At 75.0% G+C, this 20795-nt stretch carries 16 protein-coding genes and 1 pseudogene; 9 read left to right on the top strand and 8 right to left on the bottom strand.

The features are described 5' to 3' along the window. Nucleotides 1-122 precede the first annotated feature (122 nt). From ACIRGB_RS11645 to ACIRGB_RS11635, 3 genes are all read left to right on the top strand, one after another. On the top strand, nucleotides 123-629 hold the full coding sequence (locus ACIRGB_RS11645) for an SRPBCC family protein (RefSeq protein WP_403861945.1): 507 nt from the start codon (nucleotides 123-125) through the stop codon (nucleotides 627-629). Then, nucleotides 622-2241, top strand: coding sequence for a phytoene desaturase family protein (locus ACIRGB_RS11640; protein WP_403861942.1), 1620 nt, complete (start codon nucleotides 622-624; stop codon nucleotides 2239-2241). The genes ACIRGB_RS11645 and ACIRGB_RS11640 overlap by 8 nt, the downstream gene beginning before the upstream one ends. 61 nt (nucleotides 2242-2302) lie before the next feature. Further along, entirely contained in the window at nucleotides 2303-3181 is an 879-nt protein-coding gene (locus tag ACIRGB_RS11635; RefSeq protein WP_403861939.1) for an SDR family oxidoreductase, read from the top strand. Between the two features lie 105 nt (nucleotides 3182-3286). On the opposite strand, the gene ACIRGB_RS11630 is transcribed toward ACIRGB_RS11635, so the two are convergent. Beyond that, nucleotides 3287-4855 (bottom strand): FAD-dependent oxidoreductase, encoded by a 1569-nt coding sequence (locus ACIRGB_RS11630; protein WP_403861936.1) that lies wholly within the window; start codon nucleotides 4853-4855, stop codon nucleotides 3287-3289. A gap of 616 nt (nucleotides 4856-5471) precedes the next feature. Continuing rightward, a complete protein-coding gene (locus tag ACIRGB_RS11625) occupies nucleotides 5472-6674 on the bottom strand; it encodes a lycopene cyclase family protein (protein ID WP_403861933.1) in 1203 nt (400 codons plus the stop codon). Between the two features lie 291 nt (nucleotides 6675-6965). Here ACIRGB_RS11625 and crtI point away from each other — a divergent pair, with 291 nt between their 5' ends. From crtI to ACIRGB_RS11605, 4 genes are read left to right on the top strand one after another with little or no spacing between them, the layout of a single operon-like run. Beyond that, nucleotides 6966-8483: a phytoene desaturase family protein gene (crtI, locus tag ACIRGB_RS11620; RefSeq protein WP_403861931.1), complete on the top strand. Its 1518-nt coding sequence runs from the start codon at nucleotides 6966-6968 to the stop codon at nucleotides 8481-8483. After that, complete coding sequence (locus ACIRGB_RS11615) at nucleotides 8480-9478, top strand: phytoene/squalene synthase family protein (protein ID WP_403861928.1); 999 nt, start codon at nucleotides 8480-8482, stop codon at nucleotides 9476-9478. The genes crtI and ACIRGB_RS11615 overlap by 4 nt, the downstream gene beginning before the upstream one ends. Further along, nucleotides 9475-10536 (top strand): DUF5914 domain-containing protein, encoded by a 1062-nt coding sequence (locus ACIRGB_RS11610; RefSeq protein WP_403861925.1) that lies wholly within the window; start codon nucleotides 9475-9477, stop codon nucleotides 10534-10536. Before ACIRGB_RS11615 ends, ACIRGB_RS11610 begins: the two co-directional genes overlap by 4 nt. Nucleotides 10537-10552: 16 nt before the next feature. Then, the gene (locus tag ACIRGB_RS11605) at nucleotides 10553-11044 is read left to right on the top strand and encodes an MSMEG_6728 family protein (protein ID WP_403861923.1); all 492 of its coding nucleotides are present in this window, start codon (nucleotides 10553-10555) and stop codon (nucleotides 11042-11044) included. A gap of 5 nt (nucleotides 11045-11049) precedes the next feature. On the opposite strand, the gene ACIRGB_RS11600 is transcribed toward ACIRGB_RS11605, so the two are convergent. Continuing rightward, on the bottom strand, nucleotides 11050-11799 hold the full coding sequence (locus ACIRGB_RS11600; RefSeq protein WP_403861920.1) for a hypothetical protein: 750 nt from the start codon (nucleotides 11797-11799) through the stop codon (nucleotides 11050-11052). Between the two features lie 215 nt (nucleotides 11800-12014). Between ACIRGB_RS11600 and ACIRGB_RS11595 the strand changes: the two genes are divergently transcribed. Then, complete coding sequence (locus tag ACIRGB_RS11595; protein WP_403861917.1) at nucleotides 12015-12950, top strand: EamA family transporter; 936 nt, start codon at nucleotides 12015-12017, stop codon at nucleotides 12948-12950. Here the strand turns inward: ACIRGB_RS11595 and proP are convergent. After that, entirely contained in the window at nucleotides 12914-14401 is a 1488-nt protein-coding gene (gene proP, locus ACIRGB_RS11590) for a glycine betaine/L-proline transporter ProP (protein WP_403862125.1), read from the bottom strand. The two genes, ACIRGB_RS11595 and proP, sit on opposite strands and share 37 nt — an antisense overlap. A 149-nt stretch (nucleotides 14402-14550) precedes the next feature. Beyond that, nucleotides 14551-15887 (bottom strand): annotated as a pseudogene (locus ACIRGB_RS11585) (lipase family protein). Between the two features lie 300 nt (nucleotides 15888-16187). On the opposite strand from ACIRGB_RS11585, the gene ACIRGB_RS11580 reads away from it, so the two are divergent. After that, entirely contained in the window at nucleotides 16188-16751 is a 564-nt protein-coding gene (locus ACIRGB_RS11580; protein WP_403861913.1) for a cysteine hydrolase family protein, read from the top strand. A 65-nt stretch (nucleotides 16752-16816) separates the two neighbouring features. Here the strand turns inward: ACIRGB_RS11580 and cdtC are convergent, their stop codons facing one another. The 3 genes from cdtC to cdtA are packed head-to-tail and all read right to left on the bottom strand — an operon-like array spanning nucleotide 16817 to nucleotide 20740. Then, on the bottom strand, nucleotides 16817-18889 hold the full coding sequence (gene cdtC / locus ACIRGB_RS11575; protein ID WP_403861911.1) for a siderophore ABC transporter permease CdtC: 2073 nt from the start codon (nucleotides 18887-18889) through the stop codon (nucleotides 16817-16819). Between the two features lie 7 nt (nucleotides 18890-18896). Beyond that, nucleotides 18897-19880: an iron-siderophore ABC transporter substrate-binding protein gene (locus tag ACIRGB_RS11570; protein WP_403861906.1), complete on the bottom strand. Its 984-nt coding sequence runs from the start codon at nucleotides 19878-19880 to the stop codon at nucleotides 18897-18899. Beyond that, the gene (cdtA, locus tag ACIRGB_RS11565) at nucleotides 19877-20740 is read right to left on the bottom strand and encodes a siderophore ABC transporter ATP-binding protein CdtA (protein ID WP_403861903.1); all 864 of its coding nucleotides are present in this window, start codon (nucleotides 20738-20740) and stop codon (nucleotides 19877-19879) included. Before cdtA ends, ACIRGB_RS11570 begins: the two co-directional genes overlap by 4 nt. Nucleotides 20741-20795 lie beyond the last annotated feature (55 nt).

Here is a 20795-nt window from a genome sequence, read left to right as displayed (position 1 = left end):
CTGCGCGCCCGGTGGTCCACCCCTCGGCCCGGCCGGTTAGGTTGGCCGGTCGTCTCCGGGGCACTCAGGCTGCGTCCTCGCAATGACGGCCGCACGACGGCCACCGGACGTGGGAGGCACGCGTGGCGGTACGGCACAGGCTCATCCAGGCGACCCCGGAAGCGGTCTGGGACGTCCTGGCGGACGGCGACCTGTACGTGGAATGGGTCGTGGGGCCCTCGGAGGTCACCCCCAGGGACGGACAGTGGCCGCAGGTGGGCGCGACCATCGCCTACGAGGTGCGGCTCGGGCCGCTGCGGCTGAACAACGAGACGGTGGTCAGACGCTGCGTACCGGGCTCCGAGCTGGAGCTGGAGGCCAAGGCGGGCCGGCTCGGCACGGCCCGGATCGCCGTCGAACTGCGGCCCTGGGGCGAGCAGTGCCTGGTGATCGTGGACGAGCACCCCCTGCGCGGCCCGGGCGGTCTGCTGCACAACGTCGGCGTCGAGGCGCTGATCCAGGTGCGGCACCGGGCCATGCTCGCCCGGCTCGCGAACCTGTGCGAGGCCCAGGCCGGCGACCGGTGCCGCCCCGACCCGCCCGAAGCGGCGGGGTCCGTGGAGTACCGTCCGGGAACCGGCCGTGCCTGACGCCGTCGTGATCGGGTCGGGACCCAACGGCCTGGTGGCGGCGAACCTGCTGGCCGACGCCGGCTGGAGCGTGACGGTCCTGGAGGAGCAGCCCGAGCCGGGCGGCGCGGTGCGGCACGACGGCGAGGTCGCCCCCGGCTTCGTCAACGACCTGTTCAGCTCCTTCTACCCGCTCGCCGCCGCCTCCCCGGTCCTCGGCGGACTGCGGCTGGAGGAACACGGGCTGCGCTGGGCCCACGCGCCCCACGTCCTGGCCCACCCCCTGACCGACGGAAGCTGCGCCGTCCTCGACCGCGACCTCGCCACCACCGCCGCCTCCCTGGACGCCTTCGCCCCGGGGGACGGCGCCGCCTGGGAGCGGCTGCACGAGGTGTGGGACCGCTACCGGGCCGACATCCTGGACGCCCTCTTCACACCCTTCCCGCCGGTGCGCGCCGCCGCCCGGCTGGCCCTGCGGCTGCGCGCCGCGGGCGGGCTCAGGCTCGCCCGCACCCTGGTCCTGCCGGTGCGCCGGATGGGCGAGGAGGAGTTCCGGGGCGAGGGCGGCCGACTGCTCCTGGCCGGCAACGCCCTGCACGCCGACCTCGCCCCCGAGGCGGCCGGCAGCGGCGGCTTCGGCTGGCTGATGTCGATGCTCGGGCAGACCTACGGCTTCCCCGTGCCGGTCGGCGGCGCCGGCGCCCTCACCGAGGCCCTGGTCCACCGGCTGCGCGCCCGGGGCGGCACCCTGCACTGCGGGCGGCGCGTCGAACGGGTCCTGGTCCGCGACCGGCGCGCCGTCGGGGTGCGCACCGCCGACGGGGAGACCGTCACCGCCCGCCGCGCCGTCCTCGCGAACGTCTCCGTCCCCGCCCTCTACGGCGGACTCGTCGCCCCGGCGGACCTGCCGGACCAGGTCCGCGCCGACCTGCGGCGCTTCCAGTGGGACTTCGCCACCTTCAAGGTGGACTGGGCGCTGGACGGGCCCGTGCCCTGGCGGTGCGAGCAGGCGGCGCGGGCGGGCACCGTGCACCTGTCCGACGGCCTCGACGAACTCACCCGGTTCGCCGCGCAGATCGCCATGCACCAGGTCCCCGACCGCCCCTTCTCGCTGTTCGGCCAGATGACGACCACGGACCCGACCCGCTCGCCGCGCGGCACCGAATCCGCCTGGGCGTACACCCACGTCCCCCACGACGTCCGCGCCGACGCGGGCGACGAGGGCATCACCGGCCGCTGGGACACCAGGGACCAGGAACTGATGGCCGATCGGGTCGAGCGCCAGGTGGAACGCTTCGCGCCCGGCTTCCGCTCACTGGTCCGAGCCCGCCGCGTGCTCGCCCCGCCGACGCTCCAGGCCATGGACGCCAACCTGGAGGGCGGCGCCATCAACGGCGGCACCACCGCCATGCACCAGCAACTGGTCTTCCGGCCCGTGCCCGGCACCGGACGGCCGGAGACCCCGGTGGCCGGTCTCTTCCTCGCCTCCGCGGGCGCCCACCCGGGAGGCGGGGTGCACGGCGCGCCCGGCGCCAACGCCGCGCGCGCCGCACTGCGCCAACACCGGTTCGCGGGCCTCGCCCGGGTACAGCGGGTCCTGACCCGGCGGGACCGGGCTGGCGACCGGCGGTGAACGCCCGCGCGGTCTTCCGGGAGACCGAGGAGACCGAGGAAACCGAGGAAGGGGCCGGCCCGTGACCGACAGCCCACTGCGGAACCGCACCGTCGTGGTAACCGGCGCCGCACGCGGACTCGGCGCCGCCCTGGCCCGCGCGTGCGCACGGCGTGGAGCCCGGCTCGCGCTGCTCGGCCTCGAGAAACCACGACTGGACGCCCTGGCGGCGGAGCTGCCCACCCCGGCGCTCGCCGTCGAGACCGATGTCACCGACCCCGCCGCGCTGGCCGACGCGGCCGCTGAGACGCGCCGGCGCCTGGGGCAGCCGTCGGTCGTGGTGGCGAACGCCGGTGTCGCGCACGGCGGACCGTTCGCCACCTCGGACCCGGCCGAGTGGCACCGTGTCGTCGAGGTGAACCTGACCGGCAGCGCCCACACGGCCCGCGCCTTCCTGCCGGACCTGCTCGACACCGCCGGGTACCACCTCCAGATCGCCTCGCTGGCCTCGCTCGGCGCCGCCCCCATGATGAGCGCCTACTGCGCCTCCAAGGCGGGCGCGGAGGCCTTCGCCCACTCGCTGCGCGCCGAGGTGGCCCACCACGGCGTCGCCGTGGGCATCGCTTACCTCAACTGGATCGACACCGACATGATCCGCGACGCCGACCGCTACCCGGTCCTGCGCGAACTGCGCGCGCACATGCCGTCCCCGGCCCGCCGCACCCTCCCGGCGGACGACGTCGCCGCCCGGGTGGTCCGCGCCGTGGAGCGCCGCCGTACCGCCGTGTACGTGCCGGGCTGGCTGCGCCTGGTCCAGCTGGGGCGCGCGTCCCTGCCGCCCGCGGTCCTGCGGCTGTCCCGCCGCGAGCTGCCCCGGATGGAGGCCGAGGACTCCCTGGGGCAGACCGGCCCGCTGGGCGCGGGGGGCCGGGCCGACCACGGGGCGGACACCGGAGCGTGACGGGCCGACGCCGTAACGCCGTGGGCCGGTGCCGCCGTAACGCGGTGTCGCCGTAACGCCGTAACGCCGTACGGTCACGGGGCCGGGGCCGGGGCCGGGTGCCGGTCAGCGGGCCCCGAACCGTCGGGCCAGTGCGCGCAGCGGCGCGGAGCGGCCCCGGTCGGGCACCGTCCACAGCGTCTCGCCCCGCACGCCCCACCGCTCCAGCAGGGCGTTGGCGGCGAGGAACCCGGAGGTCGCGGCGCGTTCCATCAGTGCCACCGGCAGCTCCGTACGGACCAGGTCCCCGGCGACGACGACGGCCGGGTCGGAGGTGCGGACCGTGGGGCGGTCGCCGTACCCCCCGACGGTGAACAGCGGGCAGTCCGACCGCCACTCGTGCCGCGCCGCCACCACCCCGGCCCGACGGGTCTCCGGATACACCCGGTGCAACTGGTCGACGAGTTGCTTCTCCTCGACCTCCCGCACGGCCCCCGACGGTACGGCGTACGCGTGGAGTTCGACGACGCAGCCGCCGGTGCGCGCCGCCCAGCGGGCCGCCTCGCCCTCCCAGTGGGACAGCACGCTGACGTTGTCCAGCGCCCCGTACCCGCTCGTGCCGAGGAAACCCGGCCGGTCCGGGGCGACCGGGCGGTCCAGCCACAGCCGGGAGACCAGGAACGGCGGAGCGTTGCGCAACCGTGCCACCCGGGCCCGCCAGGCGGGGTCGCCCAGGTGCGGTGACCTGCGCACCACGCCCCGCAGCCCGCCGACGTCCAGGGCGAGCACCACGGCGTCGTACGGCCGGGCTCCCGCGGCGTCCACCACCAGGTGACCGCCGGACGGGCCGGGCCGGACCGCCTCGACGGACGTGCCCGTCCGCACCTCGACCCCGTGCCGGTCCAGGTGTTCCGCCAGGGGGTTCCACAGCGCCCGCGGGAACGGCTCGCGCGGCACGTCGAAGAGCAGCCCCTCGCTGGAGCCGAGGAAGTAGATGTGGAACATCAGCGCCATCTCCGCGGCCGACAGCTCGCGCGGGTCCGCGAAGAAGCTGCGGGAGAACACCTCGAAGGCCAGGTGCCGCGCGGCCGCCGGGAAGCGCAGGGAGTCCAGGAACTCGTGGGCGCTGACGTCGTCCAGGCGCTCGTGGACGCGGCGGGTACGGACGTCCAGGAGCGGCAGCGCCGCCGAGGGCCGCAGGGCCGTCAGGTCGCGCAATCCGAAGCTGGGGCTCAGGGCGACGAAGGCCAGGGCGCTGAACGGGGGAGTGCGCGGAAGGCGGCGGAAGCTGTCGCAGAGCCCGCTGCTGTGCCGCAGCGGGTAGTCCGGCAGGCCGGTCAGCATGCCGAGGTGGGGATCGCAACGGCGCAACAGGCTCCGCAGGTTGTAGTACTGGCGGAAGAAGGCGTGGAAGCCCCGGCTCATCGTGGCCGGCGTGCCGTCGGGCAGGGCGACGGTCCGGCCCGCGACCCGGCCGCCGAGCACGGGCTCGCGCTCGTGCAGGACGACCCGCACCCCGCGTTCCGCCAGGGCGGTCGCCGCCGCCAGGCCCGCGATGCCGCCGCCGACCACCGCCACCGACGGCGGATCGCCCGCGACCCGCTCCCGGCCCGCCACCGGCCGCAGCACCCGCGCCCGCCGATCCCGCCCCGGCAGCCGCCCCTCGCCCCGCTGCTCGACCCCACCGCGCCGCATCACCGCGCCTCACCGCCGCGGCCACGGCCGCCTCGCGTGCCGCCGCAGCGGAGGCCGCCGGTCCGGGACGCGGTGTCCCGCGTACCGCCGGTCCGCGCGTTCCGGCCCCGAGGTGTGGCCGCCGTGCCGGGGCGGCGCGCGGGGGAGTAGTGGTGCGGACCGGGGGCCGCGGGGCGGTCGCGGTGGCGGGGCGTGTTCCGGTGCCGGGGTGTGGTTGAGGTGCTCGTGCCGGGGCGTGCGTCCGGCGGTGGGCCTCCGGTACCGCCGTACGCGAGGTCCGTGCCGCGGGCGGGGCGGCGTACCCGGGCGCCGTGGCCCGGAGCGGGAGCAGCGGGGCGGTTGCGGTGGCGGTGGCGGGGAGCGTTCCGGTTCCGAGGTGTGGCCGCCGTGCCGGGGGGTGAGTCCGGCGGTGGGCCTCCGGTACCGCCGTACGCGGGGTCCGTGCCGCGGGCGGGGCGGCGTGCCCGGGCGTCGTGGCCCGGAGCGGGAGCAGCGGGGCGGTCGCGGTGGGCCGCGTCGTGGTTGGAGGGGGCGGGTGGTGCCGGGTCGTGGTCGGAGGGGGCGGGTGGTGACGCGGGGTGGAGCAACGGCATCGGGGACTCCCGGGGTTCGGTGCTCAGCGGAGGGGGAGGTGGCGGCGTCGTAGGCGCGGCAGTTCGGCCGCCGTGCGCAGCATCGGCAACACGGGGACGCGCACGCCGACCGCGAGGTCCTCGTACAGCCGCGACCGGCCGTCCAGGAAGCGCAGCAGCCGCCCGGCGGGCACGCGCTCGAACAGCCGGAAGAAGAGGTCGGGGCCGTCGACCCGGCCGGTGTCCAGCGCGCGCAGCAGCACCGCGTCCATCAGCCGGGCCCGCGCCGGATGCGGGGGCGGCGGCACCGGCCGGCGCCCCGCGCGCACCGCACGGGCCACGGCCTCGGACTGCCGCTGCACGGCGGCGAACGTGTAGCCGGTGGACGCCCGGGTCGCCCCGCCCGCGACGCCGATCCGGAACACACGCCCGCCGCCCTCGGCCCGCCGCCCGAAGTCGGCGTCGGTCATCGGGATGATCCCCTGCTCAGTCGACAGGACCTCGACGGCGCCGGTGCGCAGGACGCGGCGCGTGTAGTCCTCCAGCGCGTCGTCGTACGCGTCGGACGTCAGGGGTGCCGGCCCGAACCCGGTGTACTCGACCAGCGCGGTGTGCCGCCCGGTCGGCAGCACGTAGCCGAAGGACAGACCCCGCGCCGGCTGCGCGGTGCGGAAGTCCATCAGGTCGACCACCTCCGGCTCGAAGACCGGCCGCTCGGTGCGGACGAACCAGCCGCGGAAGTGCTGGAGCAGGCGGGTACGGGCGGCCGGCAGCCGCTCGGGCGGACGGGAGTCGAAGACCCAGCGGGCGCGCAGGACGACCGGCGCGCCCGCGGCGTCCGTCGCCGTCACCCGTACGGTGGCGTCCGGCAGGCCGGTGACCGCGCCGACGGTGGCCTCGACGCGCCGCAGCCCCTGGCGGCCCTTCAGATCCCGTTCCACCAGGGCCTCGAAGTCGTCCGAGCGGATCATCTTGTAGCGGACCGGCGCGATGTGCCGCCGGACGGCCCTCCCGTCCCGGCCGTGCACCCGGAGCCGCTCCCACGACGCCGTCGCGGCCGGGTCGAAGCGGCCCGCCCCGGCCTCCCAGAAGCACCAGGTGCGGCGCGGGGGCCGCAGCGGCCCGGGCGGCGGATCGACCAGGACGACGGAGGACGCCGCACCGGGCGACGCCCCCGCCGGAAGCCGGTGCGCCAGGGACAGCCCGGCGGCCCCCGCGCCGACGACCACGATGTCCGCGTCGAGCACCCCCGCCTCCTTCCCGCCGGACCGCCCGCCGGTCCGGTCCGGCGGAGTATTCCGGCCCCGCGCCGTCCGCGACCGCACGGCGCGCGGTACCGCGCGACACGGGTGCCCGCCGGGGGACGCGATACCACCGGACGGGTGACGACCGGCCGGGAACCGGCTCCGGTGGCGTCGCGCCGGGAGCGGAGGGGGAAAGCATGACGCCGACCCCACGAAAGGACCCGCGATGCGCCCCAGCACCGCCGACCACGGCAGCCACCGGCCGCACCAGCCGACCCCGGGCCGGGGCACGCGGTGACGCGGACGGTGCCCGGTCGCACCGACCGCGTCGTGGTCGTCGGGGCCGGACTCGCCGGGCTGTCCGCCGCCCTGCACCTGCTGGGCGCGGGACGCCGGGTGACCGTCGTGGAACGCGAACCACTGCCCGGCGGCCGGGCCGGACGACGCGAACTCGGCGGCTACCACCTCGACACCGGACCGACCGTGCTGACCATGCCGGACCTGGCCGACGAGGCCTTCGCGGCCGTCGGCGAGCGGCTGCGCGACCGCGTCGAACTCCTGCCCCTGCACCCCGCCTACCGCGCCTGCTTCGCCGACGGCACCGCCCTGGACGTGCACACGGACGCCGACGCGATGGAGGCGGAGGTCGAACGGTTCGCCGGGGCCCGGGAGGCGGCCGGCTACCGGCGGCTGCGCCACTGGCTCGGCCGGCTGTACGCCGTGCAGCTGCGCCGGTTCATCGACGCCAACTTCGACTCGCCGCTCGGCCTGCTCACCCCCGACCTGGCCCGGCTCGCCGCCCTCGGCGGCTTCGGCCGCCTGGACGCCCGCATCGGCCGCTTTCTGACGGACGAACGGCTCCAACGGGTCTTCTCCTTCCAGGCCCTGTACGCCGGTGTCGCGCCGTCCCGCGCGCTGGCCGCCTACGCCGTCATCGCGTACATGGACACCGTGGCCGGCGTCTACTTCCCGCGCGGCGGCATGCACGCCCTGCCCCGCGCCATGGCCGACGCGGCCGTCGCCGCCGGGGCCGACCTGCGCCTCGGCCGGGACGTCACCCGCCTGGAGCGGTCCGGCACCCGCGTCACCGCGGTCGTCACGGACCACGAGCGCGTCCCCTGCGACGCCGTCGTCCTCACCCCCGACCTGCCCGTCGCCCACCGGCTCCTCGGCCGCCGCCCGCGCCGCCCCCTGGCCCTGCGGCACGCGCCCTCCGCCGTCGTCCTGCACGCCGGCACCACCCGTACCTGGCCGCACCTCGCCCACCACACGCTGTCCTTCGGCGCCGAGTGGCGACGGACCTTCGACGAACTCACCAGGACCGGCACCCTCATGACCGACCCGTCCCTGCTGATCACCCGGCCCACCGCCCACGACCCCGCCCTCGCGCCCGAGGGCCGCCACCTCCACTACGTCCTCGCCCCCTGCCCCAACACCGACATCGGCCCCGGCGCCCGCGCCTGGAGCGACCTCGCGCCCCGCTACCGCGACCGGCTGCTCGCCACCCTGGAACGCCGGGGGCTGACCGGCATCGCCGCCGCGGTCGAGGAGGAGTGCCTGGTGACACCCGCCGACTGGACCGCACGGGGGCACGCCGCGGGCACCCCGTTCTCGGTGGCCCACACCTTCGCGCAGACCGGGCCGTTCCGCCCCCGCAACCTGGTGCGCGGCACCGACAACGCCGTCCTCGCGGGCTGCGGGACCACCCCGGGCGTCGGCGTACCGACGGTGCTGGTCTCCGGGAAGCTGGCCGCCGCCCGCATCACCGGGCCGCGGACCCGCCCCGCGGCGGCCGGGGGCGGGCACCGATGACGCGGCGCGAACTGGACGCCGCCGGCATCACCGATCCGGAGCTGCGCGCCGCCTACACCCGCTGCCGGCTCCTCAACGCCCGCCACGGACGCACCTACTTCCTGGCCACCCGCCTCCTGCCCGCCGACCGCAGACCGGCCGTGCACGCCCTGTACGGGTTCGCGCGGTGGGCGGACGACATCGTCGACGACACCGGGACCGGCGCCACGCCGGACGAGCGCGCCGCCGCCCTCAGCCGCCTCGACGGACTGCTGCGGCGGGCGCTCACCGGCCGCCGGCCGACCGCCGAACCCGTGGTGCTCGCCCTGGCCGACACCGCCGGCCGATACGCCATCGAACCGGCGCACTTCACCGACTTCATGGCCTCGATGCGCGCCGACCTCACCGTCACCGACTACGCCACCTACGCCGACCTGCGCGCCTACATGCACGGCTCGGCCGCCGTCATCGGCCTCCAGATGCTGCCCGTCCTCGGCACCGTGACCGACCGCGCCCTGGCCGCCCCGCACGCCGCCGCGCTGGGCGTCGCCTTCCAGCTGACCAACTTCCTGCGGGACGTCGGCGAGGACCTGGACCGGGGCAGGGTCTACCTCCCCGCCGACCTGCTGGCCGCGCACGGCGTCCACCGCGACCTGCTGCTCTGGAGCAGGCGCACCGGCCGCCACGACCCGCGCGTCACCGCCGCGCTGCGGGCCGCCGAGGACCTCACCCGGGCCGTCTACCGCGAGGCCGAGCCCGGCCTCGCCATGCTCGACCCCGTCGCACGGCCCTGCATCCGCACCGCGTACCTGCTCTACCGGCACATCCTCGACGCCGTCGCGGAGAGCGGGTACGCGGTCCTGCACCGGCGGGCGGTGGTGTCCCGCCGGCGCCGCGCGGCCGTCGCGGCCGACGGGCTGGCACGGGTCCTGTCCGCCCGGCTCGGCGCCCGTCGCGCCCCCACACCCGCGCCGATGTCCCGCGGCGGCGCCCTCGACGGGAAGGAGCCCCGATGAGCACGGACCCCCGCCCGCGCCGGGGACGCCTCCCCCTGCGGCTGCGGCGCCACGCGGTCCCCTGGCAGCACCAGCGGCCGACCTGGCGCGAGGCACGCCCCGCCGTCATCGCGGGCGCCCTCGAACGCGCCCTGGCCCGCCCCTCCGGCAACTGGTACGTCCTCGGCGCGAGCACCGACGTGCGCCCCACGCGCCCCCTGTCCGGCACCGTCGCCGGCGAGGAGGTCGTCGTCTGGCGGGACGCGCGGGGGCGCCTGGTGGGCGGTCCCGGCGCCTGCCCCCACCTCGGCGCCCCGCTGGCCGACAGCCCCGTGCGGTGCGGGACGCTCGTGTGCCACTGGCACGGACTCGCCCTGGACGGCGCCCCGTTCGCGGGCTGGGAGCCGCTGCCGGTGCACGACGACGGCGTACTGGTGTGGGTGCGGCTGGACACCGTGGGGGAGGAGCCCCCGACCCCGGCGCCCTTCGTGCCCGCCCGGCCGCCCCGGGCGACGGCCCTGACGGCCGTGTGGCGCGGCACGGGGACCTGCGAGCCCGAGGACGTCGTCGCCAACCGGCTCGACCCCTGGCACGGAGCCTGGTTCCACCCGTACTCCTTCGTGGACCTCACCGTCGTCCGGGCGCCCGGAGCGACACCGCGCGACGGCGAGGACGACGCGGACGGCGCGGGGGGTGGTGACGGCGACGGGACCGGCGACCGCTTCGTCGTCGACGTGTCCTTCCGGCTGACCGGTCGCCTGGTGGTCCCCGTACGGGCCGAGTTCACCGCGCCCGGACCCCGCACCGTCGTCATGCGCATCACCGGCGGCGAGGGCGCCGGGTCCGTGGTGGAGAGCCACGCCACGCCGCTCGGACCGGACGGGACCGGCCGGCCGCGCACCGCGGTCGTCGAGGCGGTGCTCGCCACCTCGGACCGGCCCGGCTTCCCCCTGGCCCGCCGCCTGGCACCGGCCCTGCGCCCGCTGATGCGGGCCGCCGCCGGCCGCCTGTGGCGCGACGACCTCGCCTACGCCGAACGCCGCGGACACCTGCGCGCCCGCGGCCGGTTCCCCGGCTGAACGGAGCGGCACCGCCATGCAGACCTTCCTGCCCCACCCCGGTTTCCGGGACTCGGCACTGGCGCTGGACCGGCGCCGCCTGGGCAAACAGCGCGTGGAGGCGCTCCAGGTGCTGCGCGGACTCACCGTCCCCGGCTACGGCTGGCGCCACCACCCGGCGGTGCGGATGTGGACGGGCTACGAGGAGGCACTCGTCCGCTACGGCCTCGACGTCTGCCGGGTCTGGCGCGAGCACGGGCACCAGGACAGCTGCGCGGCCTCACTCGTCGCCGGGCTCGCCGAGGTCCGCCCGGGCGAGCCGGTGCGCGACCAGCGGGACCTGGCGGCCGCCGGGGAACTGCCGCCCTGGCTGGGCGACGAGGCCTTCCACCGCAGCCACCGCTCGGCCCTGGTGCGCAAGGACCCCGCGGTGTACGCCGAGCTGTTCCCCGGGGTCCCGGACGACCTGCCCTACGTGTGGCCGGCTTCCGACCGGGAGCGCGGGGAAGCGGGGAGCGCCGGCGGCTAGGACGATCAGGTCCGCTGCTCGCCCGCGAGTTCCTTCATGTCGACCGTCTCACCGGCCGGCGGCTGCTCGGGGGCCACCGTCTCGCCGTACTCGCCGAACGTGATGCTGCCGGGGTTCTTGCCGCCCTCGGTGGTGGTCTTGAGGATGTACGGCTCGCCCTCGGTGGCGACGTAGAGGGTGAGCTTCTCGCCGCCGGAGGCGTCCTTGGTCAGCTCCAGTGCCTGCGCGCCGTTGACCTCCGTCGTGGAGCCGCGCTGCATGCCCCGGCGCTCCGACTCGTCCTCGTCCAGGGCGGCGATGAAGCCCTGCTTGTCGCAGACCCCGGCGGTCGAGGCGTCGTTCGCCGGCATCTTCACCCACTTGTCCCGGAGCTTCGGCGTCAGCTTCCGAGCCGCGTCGGGCTGCTGCTTCAGGGCGGTCTGCCAGTACTGCTCGTCACCGCGCAGGTAGAGGGTGGCGTCGGTGTGCCGCACGTCCGCCCGGGTCCCGCCGGCGCCGATGGTGCCCTGGCAGTTCTTCTCCTGGTCGACCGAGACGTCGATGGTGACGGTGCTGCCGTCCTCCAGCCGGGTGTCGCCCTTCATGTGCACGGACTTCGCCTGCCGGGTGGCCTCGACGGCCTTCGCGGCGATGTCGTCCGTGCTCTGCCCCTCGAACGGCTTGTCCTCGTCACCCGAATCGCCGCCGCAGCCGCTCAGTAAGGCGGCACAGATGCTCGCGGCCGCCACAGCGGTCGCCACGTTGCCGATACGCACTGGCAGTCTCTCCCCATGTCCGGTCATTGCCGTCAAATCCGTTGATTCACCGATGTGTTGGCACCGGGACCCTCCGACTACCCCCGATCCGCGAGACATGCACGCGAGGGAGAACCGGTGACGGGCGGGTGAGCGGCCCCGGCGCCGATTGGTCCCCGACAGCGCACGCGAAGTGGACCCCGTGGCGGACCGCCGGGCTCTCTAGCGTCGTCACCATGAACGCCACCACCACGCGCGGCGCCCTCCTCGCCGCATTCGCCTGTGTCCTCGTCGGAGGGTCCTTCACCGCCAACAGCCTGCTGGGCGACTACCCCTACGCGGGCGGCCAGTTCCTGCGCTACGGGCTGGCCTTCCTGCTGCTCGTCCCGCTGGCCGGCCCCGGTGCGACGGCCCGGCTGCGGGCGCTCGGCCCCGGCCGGTGGCTGCGTCTCGCACTGCTCGCGGCCGTGGGCATGGTCGGCTTCAACCTGGCCGTCCTCGCCGCGGAACGCACGGCGGAGCCCGCGGTACCCGGCGTCTTCGTCGGCTGCGCGCCCGTGGTGGTCGCCGTACTCCTCCCCCTCCTGGAGGGGCGCGGTCCGCAACGGGCCGTCCTGTACGGGGCGTTGTCCGTGGCCGTGGGGGCCTTCACGGTCCAGGGCTGGGGACGCACCGACGGCGCGGGCATCGCCTTCTCCGTGTGCGCGCTGGCCGGAGAGGTCGGTTTCGCGGTCCTGGCCGTGCCGGTACTGCGGCCGCTGGGCCCGCGGCTGCTGTCCACCGTGGTGTGCGGCATCGCGGCGGCCGAGTCGGCGGTGGCGGGTGTCCTGGCCGACGGGGCCGGGTGGCTGCGCGTACCGGACGCGGTGGAGGCGGGCGCGCTGCTGTGGCAGGCGGTGGTGGTCACCGTCGTCGGGTTCGTGTGCTGGTACATGGGCATGCAGCGGATCGGGGCCGAGCGCACCACCCTGTTCTCCGGCCTGATCCCGGTCGCCGCCGCCTGCACGGCACCGCTCGCCGGCACCGGCTCCTTCGGCGCCGCCCAGGCCGTGGGCAGCGCCCTGGTCTTCGCCGGGGTCGCCGCGGGATCGGGCGCCGTCCCGTTCGCGCGCGGACGGCGGTCCGCGGCCGGGAGTCAGCGGGCGCCCGAGCGGTCCTTGGCGAAGCTGTAGAGCTCCTTCGAGGTCGTGATGAGCTCGCGCTGTTCCTGCCGGGAGCCGACCATGGGCTGCGAACCGCGCAGCGGCACCTGGGCGCTCTCCGGCAGGAACCGCACGGTCACCAGGCCGATGGCGCCCGCGACCATCAGGTAGTAGGCGGGCATCAGCTCGTCGCCGCTGATGCTCACCAGCGCCTCCGCGACCAGCGGAGTGGTGCCGCCGAAGGCCGCGACGGCGAAGTTGAAGCCGATGGCCATGGCGGCGTACCGCACGGCGGTCGGGAACAGCGCCGGCAGGGTCGCGGCGCTGGGCGCGGCGAAGCAGGCCAGCAGGGTGGCCAGCAGCAGGACCCCGGCGACCGGCGCCCAGACGCCGTCCGCCTTCAGCAGCAGGAACGCCGGGACGGCGAGGACGATCATCGCCGCCGCCCCGGTGGCGTAGAGCGGACGGCGGCCGACGTGGTCGCTGAGCCGGCCGAGGAAAGTGATCAGCAGCACGATCCACACCATGCCGATCAGCACCAGCACGTCCGCGAAACCGCTGGAGCGGTCCAGGGTCTCCGTCTGGTACGTGGGCAGATAGCCGGTCACCATGTAGTTGGTGACGTTGTAGAGCAGCACCAGGCCCATGCAGATCAGCAGCGGGCGCCAGTGCTCGCGCACGATGGTCCTGAACTCGCTGCCCGCCGACTCCTGGGCCAGCCCCTTCTCGTGCTCGTCCAGCTGCTGCTGGAAGGCGGGCGACTCCTCCAGCCTGAGCCGCATGTACAGGCCGATGACGCCGAGCGGACCGGCGATCAGGAACGGCAGCCGCCAGCCCCACGCGAGCATCTGGTCGTCGGTCAGCGACAGGTTCAGGACGGTGACCAGCGCCGAACCCAGGGCGTAGCCCACGAAGGTGCCGAAGTCGAGCCAGCTGGAGAGGAAGCCGCGCCGCCGGTCGGGTGAGTACTCGGCGACGAAGGTGGTGGCGCCGCCGTACTCGCCGCCCGTGGAGAAGCCCTGGACCATCCGGGCGAGCAGCAGCAGGATCGGGGCGGCGATGCCGATGGTGGCGAAGCTGGGGATCAGGCCGATGGAGAAGGTGCCGAGCGCCATCATGATCATGGTGGTGGCGAGGACCTTCTGCCGGCCGATGCGGTCCCCGAGCGGGCCGAAGACCAGGCCGCCGAGCGGGCGTACGACGAAGGCCGCGGCGAAGGTGGCGAAGGAGGAGATGACCTGGGCGGCCGGGGAGGCGCCGGGGAAGAAGACCTTCCCGAGAGTGGCGGCCAGATAGCTGTAGACGCCGAAGTCGAACCACTCCATGCAGTTCCCGAGCGCCGAGGCCCCGACCGCGCGCTTGAGCAGCGGTGCCTCGACGACCTGGACGTCCTCCTCGCGAAAGGCCCGCCTGGTGCGGCGGAGCCGGCGGGCCAGCTCCTCGCGCACCTGCCGCGGCAGATGCGCGACCGTGCTCGGCATCTTCGCCCCGCGCGGGGGGCCGGACCCGCCGTCGGGCTTCGCGTCCACCACGCCGCCGCCTCTCTGTCGCTCCGCCACCATGCGCCTGAGCGCATTCTGTGCCGCACCTCGGGCTCGGCGCATGCCGGGGACGGAGAGGGGGGAACGGCTCAGGGCTGTGCGGGCATGCTCCAGCAGTTGGAGCCGGCGGGCTCGCCGGAGAGCCGGTCGGTGAGCCAGGAGATGGCGTTGCCCTGATCGGTGAGCAGCGGCGCGAAGTGGTTGAGCAGGCCGCTGCCCACACCCGGCAGCAGCACGGGCACGTAGGTCACCTTCCCGCCCTTGGCGCACCAGTCGGCGGCCAGTCGCCGGGCCTGGCCGTGCGGAACCAGGTCGTCGCTGACGCCCGTGGCCACCCGGACCGGGCTGCCGGGCCTGAGCGAGCCGATGCGCTGCTCGGCGAGGAAGCTCTGGAGCGCGGGTTCGGCGCGGATGACGTCGCTGATGGACTGCCCGGTCTTGGTCCAGCCGGTGCTGCTGTCGCCGCGGTAGCCGAAGAGCGCGTCGCCCACGCACATGGTCGACAGGTCCTTCACGCCTCCTGGCCTGCCTCGTTGATGTACCGGTCGGCGATGGGCCGCAGGGCCGGTTCGGTCTGCAGGAAGCCGTTGAGCGACCAGCCCAGCGCGCCCGCGAGGTCGCCGCCGTCGATGGCCTTCGTCACCTCCGTGAGGTCGGCGGGCGGAGCCCCGGCGTAGGTGCCCGCCAGTCGGACGTCGGGGGCGTAGGAGGGCTGGAGCTCGGCCGCGGCCGCCGTGGCGCCGCCGCCCTGGCTGTACCCGAACAGACCCACCCGCGAGTCGGAGGTGACGGACGCCGAGTCGAGGGAGCGCGCGGCGCGTACGGCGTCCAGCACGGCGTGCGCCCCGTCGACCCGGTTGACGTAGGTGTGCAGCCGGTCGGTGGTGCCCAGGCCCACGTAGTCGGTGACGACGACGGCGACGCCGCGCAGCAGCAGCCGGTAGACCGACAGGTCCTCGTAACCGACCGAGACCGTCTGCCCGTTGAGCCGCAACGGGTGCTCCAGGGCCATCGAGGCGGCGCACTGGTCGCCCTGCCCCATGGTGCCCGGCGCCACCGCGACCAGGGGACGGGGCCCGTCGCCGCGCCACTTCGCGGCCGGTTCGATGTAGGCGCCGGTCACCGCGACCGCCTCGCCGTTCGCGTCGGTGGACTTGTACATGAGCCGGGTCGCGCGGCCCGGGAGCGGGCCGTCGATGCCGGGCAGGCTCAGCGCCAGGGGGAGCGGCTCGCTGCGGATCAGCGCGCCGTCGGCGCCGGGGAGTTCGGACGGCGGTGTGTAGAAGGCCGGTATCTCGATGCCGCGGGACGTCGTGGTCGTCGAGTCGGCGGCCGGGCCGTCGGCCGCGGCGGCCGGGACAGCCTGGGCGCCGAGGGCGAGGGCGGCGGCGACGGCCGCGGCGAGCATGCGGGGACGTGGGGGCATGGCGAACCTCCTGGGGAAGGGCCGGATCCGGTCGTCCGCGGTCCCGTGGGTCAGGGCCGTGGTCGCGCTGCTCCTGGGGGGCTACCGGACCGTAACCGGACAGGGGTTACCAGGGGTAGCACCTGACTCATTACGGTTCAGTAACTTGACGTCGCGTCTAACAAGAGCGGGCCAGGCGCCCGGGTCTGTCAACCGGAGCACCGGCACCGCGACGCCGATGAGGATCTTCGAAACGTCCCCCGCCACGCGGTTCATCCACCAGACTTGCTCTTGTTTTCCGACGGAGAAGGGACGCCGAGCATGGCGAACAGCGCGCTTTTGGTGATGGACGTCCAACGGGACGTCGTGGCCATCGCCGACGACGGTTCCGGATATCTGCCGCGCCTGCGCGGGGCGATCGACGGTGCCCGGGCGGCCGGCATCCCCGTGATCTACGTGGTGATGGGGTTCCGGCCGGGCGATCCGGTGGTCAGCCCTCGCAACAAGGTGATCACCAACGTCGTGCGGGCCGGGCTGTTCACCGAGGGCGCCCCTGGCACCGAGATCCATGACGACATCGCGCCGGAGCCGGGCGATGTCGTGGTCACCAAGAGGAGAGGGAGCGCGTTCTCGGGCAGCGACCTCGACCTGGTGCTCAGGGCACGGGATATCGACAGCCTCGTCCTCACCGGCATCGCCACCAGCGCGGTGGTGCTGTCCACCCTGTGGCGCGCCATCGACCTGGACTTCGGCCTCACCGTCCTGGCGGACGCCTGCCTCGACACCGACCCCGAGGTGCACCGGATGCTCATCGAGAAGCTGTTCCCGCAATGGGCTGACGTCGTCACCGTCGAGGACTGGCTCAAAGCCATCGCCCCGCAATAGCGGGGGGTGCCGTCCGGACCCTCGCGTGCGGGGCGGGACGGCACCCGGTTGTGCCCCCGCGCTGCCTAGCGGCGGCTCCGTACCAGCAGATACAGGAAGTACGGCGTTCCGATCACCGCCGTCATGAGCCCCGCGCCGAGCTGGGCCGGGGCGATGACCGTGCGGCCGAGCAGGTCGGCGGCGCAGACGAGCGCGGCGCCGAGGAGGACCGCGACGGGTACGACCCGCACGTGCCGCCGGCCCACCAGGGCGCGGGCCGCGTGCGGGGCCACCAGCCCGACGAACCCGATGGTGCCCGCGCAGGCCACGGCGGTCGCGCTGAGGACGACGCTCAGTACCAGGAACCCGAGGCGCCCCGGGGCCAGCCGCAGGCCGAGCAGCCGCGGGGTGTCCTCGTCCAGCGAGATCAGGTCCAGCTCGGTGCGCCGGGCGACCGCCACACCGATGCCGACGGCCAGCGCCAGCGCGACCGGCACGACGTCCGGCATGGTCCGCCCGTAGGTCGAACCCGACAGCCAGGTCAGCGCCTTGGTGGCGTTGAACGGGTCGGTGAGCACGATCAGCAGGCTGATCAGCGCCGCCGTCCCGGAGGCCACGCCGATGCCGACGAGGACCAGCCGGTTCTGCCGGAAACCGCCCCGGGCGGCGAGCCCGAAGACGAGGACGGCGGTGACGGCGGACCCGGCGAACGCGGCTCCCGCCACGCCCCATGTCCCGGCGGCCGGCACGGTGGTCACCAGGATCACCGCGCCCAGCGCGCCACCGCCGGTCACACCGAGGACGTTCGGCTCGGCGAGCGGGTTGCGGGTGACGGCCTGCACGAGCGTGCCGGCCAGGGCGAGCGCCGCGCCCGCGCCCAGCGCCGCGAGCACCCGCGGCACCCGTGTGTCCAGCACGAAGGAGACGGCCCGACCGGCCCGCCCCTGGGCCCAGTTGACGACATCGCCGAGCAGCAGCTTGGTGTCGCCGACCAGCACCCCGGCGATCACGAGCCCCACCAGGACCACCACCAGGACGGCGACTGTCGCCAGGAACACCGCCCGGCTCGGGATCCGCAGCCGGTCGGGCGCCCCGGCCCCGGCGGTGTCCCGCACCCGCAGCGCCATGACGACCAGGAACACGGCGCCGACCAGGCTGGTGACCACACCGGTGGGCACGGTCACCGCGCGGTCGTCCGCGATCAGGGCCCGCAGCAGCACGTCCGAACCCAGCACCAGGGCCGCGCCGGTGAGCGCCGCCGCGGGCATCGCCGTACGGGAGCGGGCGAAACTGCGGAACCGGCGGGCGAGCGGGCGCACCAGGGCGGGCGCGCACAGGCCGACGAAGCCGATCGGCCCGGCGAGGGTGACCGCCGCGGCGGACAGCAGTGCCGCGAGCACGACCACCGTCACGCGGGTGGCCCGGACCGGGACGCCGAGACCGCGCGCCGCGTCGTCGCCGAGGGCCAGCGCGTCCACCCGGCGGGCCGCCAACAGCAGTCCGGCCAGCCCGATCAGGGCGATCGGCAGCATCTGCAGGACGCCGTCGAAGCCGTTCTGGGCGATGCTGCCCTGGTTCCACGCGTAGAGGCCCTCGGTCTGCTCCGGGAAGAGCAGCAGCAGTCCCTCCGTCATGGAGTTCAGGCCCAGCATCAGCGCGGTGCCCGCCAGCACGAGGCGGACGGTGCCCGTGCCGAGGCCGGAGAGCCCGAGCACGACGGCGGCCGCCGCCAGGCCGCCCACGAAGGCGACGCCGGAGGAGGCGAGCATCGGCAGCGAGACCCCGGTGGCACCGGCCAGCCCCAGCGCCAGGTAGGAACCGGCGTTCACCGCGAGGGTGTCGGGGGAGGCCAGCACATTGCGGCTGACCGCCTGGAGCACGGCACCCGCCGTGCCCAGGACGGCGCCGACCAGGAGCCCCGCGGTCATCCGGGGCAGCCGGGAGGCGACGACGACGGACGCGTCGTCCGGATCGGCCTGCCCGGTCAGGGCCTTGAGGACCTCGGAAGGACCGACGGCGGCGGTGCCCTGCGTGATGTCGACGACGGCGAGCACGGCGACCAGCAGGACGATTCCGGCCGTCACCGCGGCCGCGCCCGACCGGGACGTGGGGACCGTCGTCGGACGGGCCGCGGTGGGTTCGGTTGCGGTGACGGCCATGGCTCCGCTACTTCGTCAGGGCGGCGACGACGGAGTCGATGTACGCCTCCATCGACCCGGGACCGCCGAACATCCAGATGCCGTCGTCGAGGCGGTGCACGTCACCGGCCTTCACGAACGGCAGGGACTTCCACACCGAGTTCTTGGCCAGCTCACCGCTGAACGGGGTGGCGCTCGGGTCGTCGTCGTTGCCGATGTAGGCGAACCGGGTGTCCTTCGGCAGCTTGGTCAGGCCCTCGACGTCGGTGGTGCCGAGGCCGTAGGCGGCGTCGCCCTTCACGGTCCAGGCGTTCTTCAGACCGATGGCGGCGTTGACCTCACCGATCAGCGAGGTGGCGGTGTAGGGGCGGATCGAGACCTGGTTGGAGGCCACGTAGCCGTCGGCGAAGGCGAAGTCCTTGCCCGCCAGCCCCGCGTCTGCCAGGGCCTTCTTGCCCTCGGCGACCTTGGCCTCGAAGTCCGCACGGACGGTCTTCGCCTTGTCCGAGGTGCCGGTGGCCTTGGCGATGAGGTCGACGTTCGCCAGCATCTGGTCGATCTGACCGGTGCCGTCGGCGGACCTCACCTCGATCACCGGGGCGACCTCGCGCAGCTGCTTCACGGCCGCGGGGGTGAGGTCCGTGGTGGCGACGATGAGGTCCGGGGCGAGGGAGGCGACGGTGTCCATGCTCGGCTCACCGCGGGTGCCGATGTCCTTGGGCTCGTTCTTGAGGGGGACGGCGCTGTCCCAGGTCTTGTACCCCTTGACGTCCGCGACGCCGACCGGGTCGACCCCCAGCGAGACGAGGCTCTCGACGACGTTCCACTCGGTGGCGACGACCTTGGTGGCCGGACCGTCGAGCTTCACCTCGGTGCCCTTGCCGTCCTTGAGCGTGATCGCCTCGGAGGCTTTCTTCTCCGTCGTGTCGGCGGCGGGTTCGGTGGTGCCGCAGGCGGTGAGGGCGAGCGCCGCGGCGGTGGTGGCGGCCGCGGTGAGCAGGAGGCGTCTCATGAGGTGGTGCCGAGCCTTTCGGGGGTTCGTATGTGGTGGCGGCCGATCGGGCGGGTGCGCAGCCGGCCGGTCAGGGGGTCGGTGTCGACGTCGATCCGGATGCCGTAGACGGCGGTCAGCCGCTCCGGCGTCAGCACGTCCTCGGGCGGGCCGTCGGCGACGATCCGGCCCGCTTCGAGGAGCGTGATCCGGTCGGCGACGGCGGCCGCCTGGTCGAGGTCGTGCAGGACGACACCGACGGCGATGCCGTGGTCGTCCGCCAGGTCGCGGATGAGGTCGAGGAGTTCGACCTGGTAGCGCAGGTCGAGGTAGGTCGTGGGTTCGTCCAGGAGCAGTACGCCGGTCTCCTGGGCGAGGCAGCTCGCGAGCCACACCCGCTGCAACTGCCCGCCGGAGAGGTGGTCGGCCCCGCGGTCGGCGAGGCCGTCGACGCCTGTCAGCGCGAGCGCCCGGTCGACGGCGGCCGGGCCGTCCGGATCGGGCCGTCCCCAGCGGCCCCGGTACGGATAGCGGCCGAACTCGACGACGTCCCGCACGGTCAGCCCGCCGGGCGTCGGCCGGCCCTGCGTCAGCAGCGCGACGTACCGCGAGAACTCACGGGACGTCAGCGCCAGTCCGTCGGTGCTGCCGTCCAGACGGAGCGTGGCACCGCGGGCCCGCTGGAGCCGCGCGACGGTCCGCAGCAGCGTCGACTTCCCGCTGCCGTTGGGACCCACCAGAACGGTCACTTCGCCGGGCCTGAGCCGGACCGCGGCGTCGTGCACGACATCGACACCGTCGTACGCGACGGTCACGCCCGTCGCCGACAGTTCGTGGCCGCGCAGGCGCGGGGTACCGGCTGCGTCTTCACCTGATCTCACGCGGTGAAGGTTAGCCTAACCTAAGAAGTGCTCGTAGAGGCGGGGGTCGCACCGG

It is taken from the genome of Streptomyces sp. NPDC102490 (assembly GCF_044765285.1).
GTDB lineage: Bacteria > Actinomycetota > Actinomycetes > Streptomycetales > Streptomycetaceae > Streptomyces.
This window is presented reverse-complemented; position numbering and strand designations above follow the sequence as displayed.

Bases quoted from the DNA above. Each gene is read 5' to 3' on its own strand.
- ACIRGB_RS11630 (WP_403861936.1), bottom strand. From the start codon at position 4,855: ATGCGGCGCGGTGGGGTCGAGCAGCGGGGCGAGGGGCGGCTGCCGGGG.
- ACIRGB_RS11610 (WP_403861925.1), top strand. From the start codon at position 9,475: ATGAGCACGGACCCCCGCCCGCGCCGGGGACGCCTCCCCCTGCGGCTG.
- ACIRGB_RS11615 (WP_403861928.1), top strand. From the start codon at position 8,480: ATGACGCGGCGCGAACTGGACGCCGCCGGCATCACCGATCCGGAGCTG.
- ACIRGB_RS11580 (WP_403861913.1), top strand. From the start codon at position 16,188: ATGGCGAACAGCGCGCTTTTGGTGATGGACGTCCAACGGGACGTCGTG.
- proP (WP_403862125.1), bottom strand. From the start codon at position 14,401: ATGCCGAGCACGGTCGCGCATCTGCCGCGGCAGGTGCGCGAGGAGCTG.
- ACIRGB_RS11595 (WP_403861917.1), top strand. From the start codon at position 12,015: ATGAACGCCACCACCACGCGCGGCGCCCTCCTCGCCGCATTCGCCTGT.
- cdtC (WP_403861911.1), bottom strand. From the start codon at position 18,889: ATGGCCGTCACCGCAACCGAACCCACCGCGGCCCGTCCGACGACGGTC.
- ACIRGB_RS11570 (WP_403861906.1), bottom strand. From the start codon at position 19,880: ATGAGACGCCTCCTGCTCACCGCGGCCGCCACCACCGCCGCGGCGCTC.
- ACIRGB_RS11605 (WP_403861923.1), top strand. From the start codon at position 10,553: ATGCAGACCTTCCTGCCCCACCCCGGTTTCCGGGACTCGGCACTGGCG.